The 13063-nt window shown below is 46.5% G+C and carries 12 protein-coding genes; 5 read left to right on the forward strand and 7 right to left on the reverse strand.

Features of this window, described 5'->3' with window-relative positions; translation table 11 throughout:
* Positions 1–7: 7 nt before the first annotated feature.
* Positions 8–628, forward strand: a complete 621-nt coding sequence (locus ACGHCT_RS21055) for a V-type ATP synthase subunit D (RefSeq protein ID WP_154256715.1) — start codon at positions 8–10, stop codon at positions 626–628.
* Positions 629–1496: 868 nt separating this feature from the next.
* The gene (locus tag ACGHCT_RS21060; RefSeq protein WP_390437429.1) at positions 1497–2108 is read left to right on the forward strand and encodes a hypothetical protein; all 612 of its coding nucleotides are present in this window, start codon (positions 1497–1499) and stop codon (positions 2106–2108) included.
* 153 nt (positions 2109–2261) lie between these two features.
* On the opposite strand, the gene ACGHCT_RS21065 is transcribed toward ACGHCT_RS21060, so the two are convergent.
* The 3 genes from ACGHCT_RS21065 to ACGHCT_RS21075 form a co-directional block, all read right to left on the reverse strand.
* The gene (locus tag ACGHCT_RS21065; protein ID WP_154256717.1) at positions 2262–3248 is read right to left on the reverse strand and encodes a C40 family peptidase; all 987 of its coding nucleotides are present in this window, start codon (positions 3246–3248) and stop codon (positions 2262–2264) included.
* 268 nt (positions 3249–3516) lie between these two features.
* Entirely contained in the window at positions 3517–4482 is a 966-nt protein-coding gene (gene trxB, locus ACGHCT_RS21070; RefSeq protein ID WP_154256719.1) for a thioredoxin-disulfide reductase, read from the reverse strand.
* Entirely contained in the window at positions 4479–5819 is a 1341-nt protein-coding gene (locus ACGHCT_RS21075) for a hypothetical protein (RefSeq protein WP_154256721.1), read from the reverse strand. Before ACGHCT_RS21075 ends, trxB begins: the two co-directional genes overlap by 4 nt.
* A gap of 158 nt (positions 5820–5977) precedes the next feature.
* Between ACGHCT_RS21075 and ACGHCT_RS21080 the strand changes: the two genes are divergently transcribed.
* Positions 5978–7789: a DUF885 domain-containing protein gene (locus ACGHCT_RS21080; protein WP_154256723.1), complete on the forward strand. Its 1812-nt coding sequence runs from the start codon at positions 5978–5980 to the stop codon at positions 7787–7789.
* Between the two features lie 59 nt (positions 7790–7848).
* On the opposite strand, the gene ACGHCT_RS21085 is transcribed toward ACGHCT_RS21080, so the two are convergent.
* Both ACGHCT_RS21085 and ACGHCT_RS21090 read right to left on the reverse strand, forming a co-directional pair.
* Complete coding sequence (locus ACGHCT_RS21085; protein WP_154256725.1) at positions 7849–8310, reverse strand: MarR family winged helix-turn-helix transcriptional regulator; 462 nt, start codon at positions 8308–8310, stop codon at positions 7849–7851.
* 108 nt (positions 8311–8418) lie between these two features.
* The gene (locus tag ACGHCT_RS21090) at positions 8419–9060 is read right to left on the reverse strand and encodes a TetR/AcrR family transcriptional regulator (protein WP_154256727.1); all 642 of its coding nucleotides are present in this window, start codon (positions 9058–9060) and stop codon (positions 8419–8421) included.
* 385 nt (positions 9061–9445) lie between these two features.
* Here ACGHCT_RS21090 and ACGHCT_RS21095 point away from each other — a divergent pair, with 385 nt between their 5' ends.
* Positions 9446–10870, forward strand: coding sequence for a trimethylamine methyltransferase family protein (locus tag ACGHCT_RS21095; protein WP_173015504.1), 1425 nt, complete (start codon positions 9446–9448; stop codon positions 10868–10870).
* Positions 10871–10966: 96 nt separating this feature from the next.
* Positions 10967–11137: a hypothetical protein gene (locus tag ACGHCT_RS21100; RefSeq protein ID WP_390437430.1), complete on the forward strand. Its 171-nt coding sequence runs from the start codon at positions 10967–10969 to the stop codon at positions 11135–11137.
* 135 nt (positions 11138–11272) lie between these two features.
* On the opposite strand, the gene ACGHCT_RS21105 is transcribed toward ACGHCT_RS21100, so the two are convergent.
* Both ACGHCT_RS21105 and ACGHCT_RS21110 read right to left on the reverse strand, forming a co-directional pair.
* The gene (locus tag ACGHCT_RS21105) at positions 11273–12556 is read right to left on the reverse strand and encodes a TRAP transporter large permease (RefSeq protein WP_154256733.1); all 1284 of its coding nucleotides are present in this window, start codon (positions 12554–12556) and stop codon (positions 11273–11275) included.
* On the reverse strand, positions 12556–13062 hold the full coding sequence (locus tag ACGHCT_RS21110; RefSeq protein WP_390437431.1) for a TRAP transporter small permease: 507 nt from the start codon (positions 13060–13062) through the stop codon (positions 12556–12558). The genes ACGHCT_RS21105 and ACGHCT_RS21110 overlap by 1 nt, the downstream gene beginning before the upstream one ends.
* Position 13063 lies beyond the last annotated feature (1 nt).

Raw genomic sequence — 13063 nt, forward strand, 5'->3', positions numbered from 1 at the left:
GGATTTTATGGATCCGAATACATTTCCTACCAAAGGAAACCTTATATTGGCAAAAAACTCCCTTGCTCTCTCCAGACAGGGCTTTGAACTCATGGATAAAAAACGGAACATTCTCATCCGTGAACTGATGGGCCTGATTGACCAGGCAAAAGATATTCAGTCGCAGATTGATGTGACGTTCCGTACCGCCTATGCTGCCCTTCAGAGCGCCAATATGGTGCTGGGCATTAATATGGTGGCGCAGATATCCTTCTCCGTCCCGGTGGAGACCTCCATCCGGATTAAAACCAGAAGTGTTATGGGTACGGAGATACCTCTTGTAGAGTACGATAAAGGCTCTTCCGTTCCCACCTATGCCTACTATGGCACAAAGTCTGTGCTGGACGAGGCCAAGGCTGCCTTTGAGAGGGTGAAGGAGCTGACCATCCGGCTCTCTATGGTCGAGAACGCCGCTTACCGGCTGGCTGTCAATATCAAAAAAACACAGAAGCGCGCTAACGCGTTGAAAAATATTACGATTCCTAAATTTGAAGCGCTGAGCAAGGATATTCAGAATGCTTTGGAGGAAAAGGAACGTGAGGAATTTACCCGGCTGAAGGTGATAAAGAGGATGCAGGGGAAAGGATGAGTCAGGGGACCTGGTCTTTGAGATCAGGTCTCTTTTGTTTTGTTCAAGAAAAAATGGGGGCAGGGGTGGCAGCAGCGGGCGTCCGGCAGGACTCGAGGCTGCGCTCACCTCAGCTAACGGTCTAGTGATCACTAAGCAGCTCAGGAAAGCCTTCGCGGCTAAGTGTTCACTGGCCGTGGATCTTCGGCTCGTCTCCGCTTGACCTCGTCTGCCGGACGCCCGCTGCTGCCACCCCTGCCCCCATTTTTTCTTGGGATAAACTTTGTTGGCTGGAACTGATCGACTGAAAGACTTTCCTAACCTTAGTATTTAGTTGTTTAGTAGGGAGGAGACCGATGGTTTTTTATTAGGTTTACCATAATGTTTAGGTTATGGTAAACCTAAATTTTTACACAATTTGTTAAGTTGTTTGGTTGTGTCGCTCAGTTTCGACGGCCTTTGACTGATATTTGACATTGGAAAAGTCAAGGGATTTGGGTGGTTTTTTTTCGAATTAATGCGATTTATAAGAACTTCACAAAACCTTTGTTCTTTATTTTTTTATGTAAAACACTCTACTTTAACCTCATTTTTGTGGACGATGTGGATAACTTTGTGTACAACTCCATTTTATAGCCATTACCAACTTTTTACCATGTGGATAACTTTATGGATAAAATGTTGATGAAAAGGTGGGGTTTTTACATAGTTCGACAAACTTTGTGCATTTTTTACAAACGTGAATTTTCTGAAAATTATGCGTCGGATTTTCAGGTATTCACTTGTGGATCTTCTGATCTTTTTCAGAGTAATTTAAGGAACAGCACTTATGATAACCATGTTAGCCGGACTGACAAAGAAGCTCCGGCGGAAAGGGATGATATGATTTATGAAGAAGCGTATACTTACCGGAATCTTATGTCTTACTGCAGCAGCTTTTCTTGTTGTGGGCTGTCAGTCGGATAGTTCCGGTGATTCAGCCAAAGATACATCTCAGGAGAGTGAAAGTATCCTGGGACAGGTAACGGCAATTGAAGATGGCACCATCACGCTGGCCCTCGGAGAGCGTTCGGAGAATGAAAAGATGCAGCCTCCTGCCAACAAGGAAGATGACGGCGGAACCTGGGAAGCTCCTCCGGATGGTGAAGACGGCGGCACTCCCCCGGATACAGAGAATGGCGGTACCCCTCCGGGCGGTGAAGACGGCGACACTCCCCCGGATGCGGAGAATGGCGGTACCCCTCCGGGCGGTGAGGACGGCGGCACTCCCCCGGACAGCGGGAACGGTCTGCCGGGCGGGCTGGAACTTACGGGTGAGGAAACCACCATTGCTGCAGATGATTCCGTGTCTATTGTTCTGGACACCAGAGGAGAAACCTCTGAGGGTTCCCTGGATGACATCTCTGTAGGTTCCATTCTTACCGTGGAAATGAATGGCGGCAAGGCAGTATCTATAACTGTGACCGTCCTGGACGGCGGCTCTTTCACGCCGCCTGTTTAAGCCCTTAATACGCACTGCGTATTTATCTAATATTTGTCTTCAATGTAAAAGCAGCCATCTGCACTCCCTCGCAGATGGCTGCCTCCTTTTATATCATATACTCCGCCTTATTCCTTTTTTGCTGCCCGCCGTACCGTAATGTTGTTCGGCTTCTCAGATGTAACTCACTACTTTTACAGGCTGCCTGTAATCATAGGGAGAAATCTTAATCCCTGTTTTGGGGTTGCTTGCATGGATGATCTGTCCGTCCCCAATATACATAGCTACATGGTTAATAGAACCTCCCCTGCTGTAAAACAGCAAATCCCCTGGCTGCATTTCCTCCTGGGTAATCCCTGCGGCGCCTGCGGCCTGCGACCTGGAGTCCCGAGGAATGGCATATCCGAAATGTGCATACAGGGACTGCACAAATCCTGAACAGTCCGTGCCGTTGGTAAGGCTTGTCCCGCCCCAGACATACGGATTGCCCAAAAACTGTTTAGAGTACGTTACCATCTCCTGGCGGATCTTGGCCTCCTGCCTGGCTGCCTCTTCTGCCAGCCGGGCCTGCTCCTCTTCTATGGACTCCGCCGTCTCATAGCCGCTTTCCAGGCTTACATATTCCTGTGAAATATATCCCTCCTGCTCCCCATAGGAAATCTTTTCCCATCCCTGCAAGGATTCTATTACCGGAATCTGCTCCCCTTCCTGCAAAGCACCGAGAATTTCCGCATCCATAGTATTGTCCGCCCGGACATGGAGAACCTCTGTATTCACTGTAGCTGTGCTTGTCCAGGCTTCCCTGATGGCAGGCTCTGCCTCTTCTCCATATATCAAATACTCCCGCTTTATGTATCCCTCTACAGAACCGGATGATACCTGATACCACTCCCCTTCCAGTCCTGTAATCGCTGCCACTGCCCCGCGGTAGAGTTTCCCCACCACTTCGCTCTCCTCAGATGCCCCGCTTCTGATGTTAACATAATCCTCCACATTGGCAGCTGCCATACTCCCTACTGCTTCATAGGTTTTCTCTAAAGGTAGACTGATTCCCGCAAGTGCAGACTCCGTAGGCAGTGCATATGCATTCACCTGAGAACCTGCGAGTACTGTCAGTCCAGTGAGCGCACACACTGTTACTTTTGCAATTTTGTTCCTCATATTACCCTCCAAATATAACCTTCTAAATTTTTATGTATAAGTCTTTCCCTGGTGTCTCTTGAATATGTTACAAACTTGTTACGACTTATTACATTTTTATTCTATCACGCGGAGGTTTTTATGTCAAATATTTAATATCTGTTTATTTTTACTTAATATTTGCTTATCAGACAAATTCCTGCTCTGTGCCGGCAGAAAAAAACGCGGGGGTATACGGTATCCATTGCAGGATACCGTATACCCCCGCGGTCACTGCCGCCTATCAGTATTACATTCCCAAAAGGTAGTTCTGAGAAGCTGTCACGGAATTCGCCCCGTCAGCAGCCGCCGTAATAATCTGCCGCAGCATCTTCGTTCGGATATCCCCTGCCGCGAAGATACCGTCCACACTAGTTTTGCAGTCTTCGCCCGCAATGATATATCCCTTTTCATCTGTATCCACTATCCCCTGGAACAGTTCTGAATTTGGTTTTATACCCACAGCAATAAACACGCCGTCCACAGCCAGATCCGTTCTGGAATTGTCCTTCACATTTTCCACCGCCAGCGTATTTACCTGGCCTTCCCCTTTGATTTCCTTAGCCACATGATCCCACACAATCTCCACGTTATCCAAAGAAAAGAGTCTCTCCTGAAGGATCTTTGCAGCTCTCAGCTCATGTCTGCGGTGTATAAGATAAACCTTTTTGCAGATCCTGGCCAAAAATATTGCATCTTCCACAGCCACATCCCCGCCGCCTATTACCGCGGTTGTTTTGTCCTTGAAAAAGGCTCCGTCGCAGGTAGCGCAGTAGGATACTCCCATACCGGAAAATTCTTCTTCCCCGGGGATTCCCAGCTTACTGTGACGGGCGCCTGTGGCAATCACAATAGTTCTTGTCTTATATTCATTTTTGTCTGTGATAACCTTTTTAAGCTCAACTGCAGGGCCGTCCTCTGCAACATGCATCTCCGACTCATCCTCCGTCTCCGGCACTACCTCCTGAACCTTCTCCGTAATAAACTGCGCGCCCAGCTTTTCGGCGTGTTCCCGGAAGCTGGCCCCCATATCAAAGCCGTTCATCCCAGGAAGTCCGGGATAGTTATCTACCTCATACGTGTTCACAACCTGGCCTCCGCTCACAAAGTTCTGTTCCAGTATAATCGCATTCAGCTTGGCCCTTGCAGCGTAGATCGCCGCACTCAGTCCGGCCGGGCCGGAACCGATAATTACCATATCATAGATTTTACTCATTCTGATTCTCCTTTCTCATCACTGTCATCGGGCAGGGTACTGGCAGGCACATTATCTTCCAGGGGCGGCTCCTCGGGTGTATACATTGCCGTGGCATCCACCGAATCCTCCCCTTCATCCTGCTCCCCTTCATTCTGAGGCAGCACATCGGGATTGTTGTTAACCTCTATCTCCCGCACAAGCCCCAGGCTTTGGTCTATGCTGATCTTCAGATAATCCAGCTGCTCCTCATCCGCATAGTAATAATAATTCAGGACTCCGTCCTCTTCTTTTGTTACATATTCCACGCCGTCCAGCAAAGCTTTGACATTCTCCTCATCCATTCCCAGGGTGATACCCTTATAAACCTTAATAGGCACCTTGGTCACTTCAAAGTCTCCATGGACAGACGTAACAAAACTATTCTCTATAATAACAGGAACATCACTGTAATTAGTTACTACTCCGTAAAGTCTCTGCCCGTCTTTTTCCAGGGCCACGTACCCGTGCTTTCCTGCCTCCACACTTTTATCAGATCCCTCCTCCAGAAGACTCCAGCCGTTTTTCAGAAACTCAGCCACAGGGGCAGGAATTCTGTAGTAAAATCCCCCGTATTCCAGCGCAAATGCAGAGATATCCTCCTGAAGCCCTTCCGGCCTTGTATAACCTAAAACCTCTTTTGGGGGTTCCCGGCTCACCTGCCCGGATCCCTTTTCACTGGAGGGATTTCGGAAATTCTTCATTTCTATCTTATACAGAATCTCTTCCTGCGCATCAAACAGCAAATCTGCTTTCTTATAAATACCATATTCATAGGTTAAAAAAATGGTATCCTTTTCTTCGTACTGATCCGCAGCCTCCCCGTAAGCTTCCAGAACATCATCCAGAGAAGATTTCCCCATAACAATCTCTCCGGGAAGGGTTACCTGCATGTCCTTATTCTCCCTGAGATCAAGGGTAATTCCTCCCATTTGACAGCTGGCTATGGGAAGGGCTTCGCCCTCCAGATTCACAATATCTGCCGTCAGGGTTACTTTTCCCCTCTTAATGGTGCTTCCCTCCAAAAAGGATTCTGAATCCATGCTCTTGGTATCATCTCCGTCGTAAATCCATCCCATGGAATTCAAAGCCTCTACAGACATAGGGAGGGAATACGCCTCTCCGTCTATGGCAAACGCAAAATCCGACAGCTTCCCGGGCAATTCTATCTCCCCGTTAGGGTCTTTCTCCTCCAGGGGTTCTTCCTCTATCTGACTCGAAGATGTGCTTTCCTCCTCAGTTTTATCCTTTGCTTTGTCGTTACAGCCTGCCAGCAACACTGTAACCGCCAGCAGACAGAGCCATGCCCGTTTTTTCATAGGCAACCTCCTTTAGCAGTCTCATCCTATGGAGATTGTAACACACTCCCTCATCTTTTCCAAATAATTCTTTCCACCAGATCTGGAAAATATTCATACCTTGACTATCCGCTCATAAAATGATAAAGAATCCTTTTCCTCTTTTAAGGAGCCTTTCTATGGACAAATCCTTACTTCGCAAACGTCTTCTTCCTATCCTTACTGTCCTGCTGCTGTCTGCCGGGTGTCTGACTGCCGCCGGAATCAAAAAAGACGTATTTCCTACAGAAAATAAAAAGTTTCAAAAATTCACCGATCAGCTTTTCCAGGAAGAGGTCAGCTCTAATACTCTGAACCTCCACTATACCCTGGCAAACCCTTCTTCCTACGGCATCACTGACTATCCCATTTCACTGGGGAGCCTGCGTTCAGAGGCCATACCCGCCAGCTATACGGCGATTGAAAACTATCAGACAAAACTGCATTCCTATGACTATGAAAAACTCTCAGAAGAGAATCAGATGACCTACGATATTCTGGAGCAGGATTTTTCTACTCAGCTGTCCCTGGGGGATAATTATATGCTCACAGAAGTCTTAAGTCCCAGCCTGGGTATTCAGGCACAGCTCCCCGTACTTCTGGCGGAATATACCTTCCGCACCGAACAGGATATTGCGGATTATCTGAACCTCCTGACATCCATTCCCAAATACTTCGAAGAAATCGTGGTATTTGAGCAGGAAAAATCTGAACAAGGCCTTTTTATGAGTGATACCACGGTGGACCGGATTGCGGAACAATGCAATGCCTTTGTGGAATCTGCCTCCTCCAATTATCTCACAGCCATGTTCCGGGAAAAGTTGGAGAATATGGCCTCAGGTGCTTCTGCGGAAGCGTCATACCAACCCTCCCCGCAGGACATTGACCGGTACATAGAAGCCCATCAAAAGGTGATGGATACTCAGGTATTCCCTGCCTACCAAAATCTGGTGAAGGGACTGACCGCCCTGAAGGGTACGGGAAAGAACCCCAATGGGCTGGCAGGTTATCCCAATGGTGTGGAGTATTATACCTATCTCATCCGGAAGGATGTAGGGGATTTCTCCTCCCTGGAAGAGATAGAACAGCGCCTTTACAAACAGCTTCTCGCAGACTACCAGGAGATGCAGCAGCTTATCACAGCCCACCCGGATCTCATTACCCAGGCCACTGAGCTGGAGGCATCTTCCTCTAACGTTGCCGCAGATGTCCCCACAACGGATGTCCCCAAAGAAATGCTGGAGTCCCTGGAAAAGAAGATCCAGACAGACTTCCCCAAGGCCGCCGATACTTCCTATGAGATTAAATACGTCCATCCTTCTCTGGAGGAATTTCTGAGTCCAGCCTTCTACCTTACACCACCGGTGGATACGCAGTCCCCCAATGTTATCTATATTAATAACGGTACGCCATCCTCATCCCTGGAGCTCTTCACCACGCTGGCTCACGAGGGGTTCCCCGGCCATCTGTATCAGACCCTCTACTTCGTCCAGCAGGATCCCTCCAATATCCGTTACCTGCTGAGTAACTCCGGTTATGTGGAAGGATGGGCCACTTACGTAGAGTCCTACGCCTACGGCTATGCAGACGCAGATCCGGCTGTTACCCGTCTCCTATGGCTGAACCGTTCCGTCAACCTGTGTCTGTATTCTATTATGGATATGGGGATTCACTATCGGGGATGGACCGTTGACACGGTAAAAGAGTACCTTCAGGAGTTCGGCATAGCCAGCGAAGAGATAGCCTCTGAGATCTTCCAGTATATCGTAGAAAACCCGGCAAACTATCTGAAATACTACGTAGGGTACCTGAACTTTTTGGATCTGAAAACTGAGATGCAGACTTCTCTGGGGGACAGTTTTAACCTGAAAGAATTCCATGAGGAAATTCTGAAGCTTGGACCTTCACAATTTCCGGTTCTTAAAAAGTATCTGAAGGCTGAAATGTTATAAAAAAATCAGCGCTGCTTCGCCGGCCAATGGCCCGCATCGCAGCGCTGTCTTTTCCTTCTCTATTGATACCTCTGAAAAAACTTCATCAAATTCTTCAGCGCACCTGTCAGAATCTTTGCTTCCTCTTCTGAGAGTCCTTCCAGGGTTGCACGGATCATATCCTCATGAAATCTCCTGTGATGTTCATACGCCTTCCTCCCAATGTCTGACAGGGAAATCAGAACCACCCTGCGGTCTTCCTCGCTGCGCACTCTGTTTACATATCCCTTTTTCACCAGGCTGTTTATGGCAATAGTCAGTGTCCCCACAGTAACAGACAGCGTCTTGGCCACTGACGACATATTTCTTGGTTCCCCGACGCCGATTGCTTCTATAATATGCATATCATTATTGGAAATATTACCGAACTCAGAAGTAATAAGTGCTTTTTCTTCAATATCCATAATCTCATGGAACATATTCACGAAAAGTTCATTTAGTGTGCTGTAACTCTCCACATTATCACTCCTTTTTTCTTTCATTATACACGAAGGATGTATATTACTCAAGAAAAAAGGGGAAGGAATGCGAAATTTTTGATAATCAAATCTTTTTAACATTCCCAATCCTCCTGCAGAGGCCCCCAGGGATTACTTCAGCAAAAATTTATTAACAATCGTAGTCAGATTGGATATAAACTCAGAGGCTTTGCAGTCCAGCTCCTCCATAGAGTAATCGTTCTTTCTGCACTCAATCAGCAGCCCGTGAAACATATAGACACCGGTCTGCGCAAGCAGACGGGAAGCGTCCGGGGACAAGTACCCCATATTTGCAGCACGGCGGTAGAACATATAGTCTCTCTCAAAGATATCACTGTTAAAGATAAAACTAACCGCAAAACCGTCTAATCCGGAAAAATTAGATGCGTATATTTCATAATATTCATACATGAGTTCCATAAGGTTTGTACTGTATGAACCGAAAAATATTGTCTCAAAAATGTCTGCATTATGAAATGCATAGAAGGAAAAACGCTCCCACAATTTCAGATTCAGTTCCACCGGATTGATAATAGTGCTGGAATAATTTTTGATATCCTCTATATACGGCTCCAGGTATTTCACGGACGCAATACAAATCAGGTGTTCCAAATCATTAAAGTACCGATACAGCGTTGCGCTGTTGCAGCCAACTTCATTTGCCACTCTGCGTATGCTCACCCCGGACACTCCTTCGGTCTGCAGAAGTTTATATACACACTCAATATATTGTTTCTTTACATCTTGCTTCATTTCTCATTCATGCATTCATGATTCTAATGAAACCAATAAGCTTTAAAATCATAGAATCCCTTTCTATTTTCTGGTAAGACGTATTTTATAAACCATTTCTTTATTATATGATCCAGGAAATTAATAGTCAAGACATCTTGAGTTCCCTAAACCTGCAGGCAAAATAAATCATGATTATTCTATTATATGCGTTTCCACAGTAAATTTGAATAATTATTTATAGTTTACACCAATATTTTCAATTAATATTCATTTTTTCAATTTCAATATTGACATCTTTTAAGCCATATGATATGTTCTAAATAACAATTAATAATCGCGATTACACATAAATTTGAATCGCGATTTCCGTATCGGTCAAATAGGAATGATAGGAGGATCTGCTATGACAAAAGAAAGAATTAACATTCAAAGAATTCATGAGGCAACTATGGAACTGGTAGAAAAAGCGGGCATGAAATTTCATCATCCTGAAGCTGTAGAAATTTTGAAAGCACACGGTATTCGTATGGAGGGGAATGTAGCTCATTTTACCGAAGAGCAGCTGATGTACTGGGTGAGGAAAGCTCCTGCCACCTTTAAGATTTATGCCCGTAACCCCAAGTACGATATGGTAATCGGAGGTGATCGCGTGAACTGTGCTCCTGCATATGGTTCACCTTTTATCTCTGATCAGGACGGCAAAACCCGCGACGCTACCATTGAAGATTACGTCAAGTTTACAAAACTGTTTCATATGAATCAGAACTTTGATATGAATGGGGGCATTATCTGTATGCCGGACGATGTCCCTGTTGACAATGCTACCTTGCTGATGTTCTATGCCGCCTTCACCCATTCCGATAAGTGTATGTTTGCCGGTTCCGGCAAGCGGGAGCAGCTGGAGGCAATGTTTGAGATGGCGAAGGCAGCATATGGTTCTGAGGAAGACCTGATTGCCTACCCAAGGTTTACTACCATAGTAAATGTCAACACCCCTCTGCAGTTTGCAGAAGGTATGACAGAAACCTTGATGACGTTTGTAAAATACGGGCAGCCCATTATTGTCGCTGCCTGTGATATGGCCGGAACAACGGCACCGATTACTCTGGCGGGTATGATGACGCTGACAAACGCAGAAGTTTTATGTACCATTGCCCTGGCTGAAATGATTCGTCCGGGCACTCCGGTTATCTACGGTTCCCAGTCAACAGGCTCCAACCTCAGAAACGGCGCGATTACAAGCGGCTCCCCCGAAGGCGCCATTGCCTATAAATATGCCGCCAAGCTGGCCAAATACTACGGTCTGCCCTGCAGAGGCGGCGGCAGTGTCAGCGATGCAAAGGTTGTGGACGCCCAGGCCGGTTACGAATCCATGCTGACCTTTATGGTGTGCAGCCAGAGCGAGATGAATCTTATCGTACACGCGGCAGGTATTCTGGACGGATACAACTGCATCTCCTTTGAGAAACTGATGCTTGATTTCCAGGTTATTGACTATGTCAAAAGGTATTTGAAAGACATTGAATCCGACGGAGACAGAATCCCTCTTGAACTTATGATCTCTCAGGGGCAGAGCGGGCAGTATCTGACCGAAGAGCACACTCTGGATTACTGCAGGGAAGAACCCCTGGATCCATTCCTCAGCGTCAGCGGTCCCTGTTCGGATCCCAAGAATCAGTTTGGTATAAACATTGATAAAGCAATTGCCGCATCTCTTGAAAAATATAAAATGCCGGATAACGATCCTGCAGTACTGGAAAAAATGAGAGCAGTCCTCCTTGCAAGAGGCGTGGACCCTGCGCTGCTGGATAAAATCGAAGCATTATAAGCAGTCAGATGAGTCTGCCTCCTCTCACCGGGGCAGACTCATCCGGAGTCATATGCAAGGGATGAATAAAGAAAAGGAGGCGGTAGGAATGACCAGATGGTCCTGCTTTTTTCAGAATATAAACAAATTGCAAAGCCTTCCAATGTCAATGAGTTTATTGGAGACTGTACTCTTGTCCTGGGAGTTGTCTGTACCGTGGGATATCCCATCGGCGGTTCCACACGTTATGTAAATAGTCTGAAAAAGAAGTCTGGCCGCAGGTCATAGCACTGTCCGTACAGTACAATAACGGGGGAAATACTTCCCCCGTTATTGCTTCAGATGTCTATAAAAAGGATTATGTCCCGGCCATACTCCTGTGAAGTGTACACCGGAACCGGATAGCACAAACATGCTTATATTTTATACCCCAAATACCCCGGGCAGCCAGGTAATAATCCCCGGAATAAAGGTCATGACCAGTAAGGCAGCTACTTCAGCACAGAGATACGGAACAATCCGTTTGCTGATCTTGCCAATACTGGTGTCAGCAATCCCGGAAGCAACAAACAGATTGACTGCCATAGGCGGGGTTATCATACCGATAGATGTATTAATAATAATGATGATACCCAGCGCAATTGGTGATAATCCCAGAGATGCTGCAATCGGCAGAAGAATGGGCGTTACCAGCAGGATAATGGCCTGGGTTTCCAGGAAGCATCCCAAAAACAGCAGAATCACGTTAATCATCAGCAGCAGAGCCACTTTATTGGTGAACAGGCCCAGTACACTGGACGCAATAAACGTAGGGATATTCTGGTTTGTCATAAACCACCCGAAAGGCGCAGACATACTGACCACAAACAGTACCACTGCGGAGCTTACTGTTGATTTTTTAAAGATTGCATAGATATCTTTTATATTTAATTCCTTATATACAAATACACTGATAAGAAATGCGTACACACAGGCAACTGCGGCAGCCTCTGTCGGGGTAAATAATCCCCCGTAGATTCCTCCCAGGATGATTACAGGCATAAAAATCGCCAGTAATGCTTCTTTAAAAGAGTAGAGGAATACTTTCAGTGTAACCTTTCCCGTCTCTGCAGCATCATACCTGCGGCAAAGAAAAATATTAGTGGCAATCAGTACCACTGCCAGCAGCAGTCCCGGAATAATACCTGCGATAAACATAGTACCGACAGATACCGAAGCAGTTACTGCATAGGTTACCATAGGGATACTGGGAGGAATGACTACACCAAGTGTACCGGCCGAAGCAGCTACACCTGCCGCCACATCATCCGGATATCCTTTTTCCTTCATACGGGGAATCGTAATCCCCCCGATGGCAGCAACCGTTGCCGGGTTGGAGCCTGAGATAGCCCCGAAAAACGCAGAGGCAGCAACCGTAATGCAGGACAGGCGCCCCGGCACCCTTCTCATTAAAATTTCAATAAAGTCAATGAGCCTTTTAGAGATTCCGCCCTTTTCCATGATATTGCCGGCCAGGATAAAGAAAGGAACCGCCATGAGGGTAAAGTTATCAGCCTGTGTAAACATTCTCTGGGGAACTGCCGGCAGAAGATTCATATTCCCGCTGGCTACGATTGCCACGCACACTGAAATTCCAAGGCAGACAGCAATGGGAACTCCCAGAAACAGCACAACAAATAAAATTCCGAACAACATTCCTATAATCATTATTCCGTCTCCTTCTTTTCTTCTTCTTTAAGTTCTAATTTACCGGTTACTCTTTCATACGTGTGGTATCCATAGCATACTGCCATAAGGAGCAGTCCCAGGGGAATTGCCAGATACATCATCCACATGGGCCATCTGAGACTGGGGGTGATCTGCCCGCTTGCCATCTGTGACTCCAGTATCCGGAACCCATAGTAGGAGGCGAACACGCAGAATCCCAGAACCAGGACAGAATTCACCACATAAATAATATTCAGTATCCTTTTGCTGCAAAACAGTTCCAAAGCTTCCACGCAGAAGTGTTCCCCATTGCACGCAGCCACACCGATCCCTAAAAAGATAACCCATATCATACAGTACCTGGCAAGCTCTTCTGCCCAGGGTATAATAAATAATCCGCTGAAACGGGCTACGGTTGCCACAAAAATAACCACACACATAATTACCATTAAGATAACCAGCAATACTTCTTCCGCCCTCTTCAGGCCATCAAAAAATTTTTTCATA

The organism is Lactonifactor longoviformis (assembly GCF_042848515.1).
GTDB classification, from domain to species: Bacteria; Bacillota; Clostridia; order Lachnospirales; family Lachnospiraceae; genus Lactonifactor; species Lactonifactor longoviformis.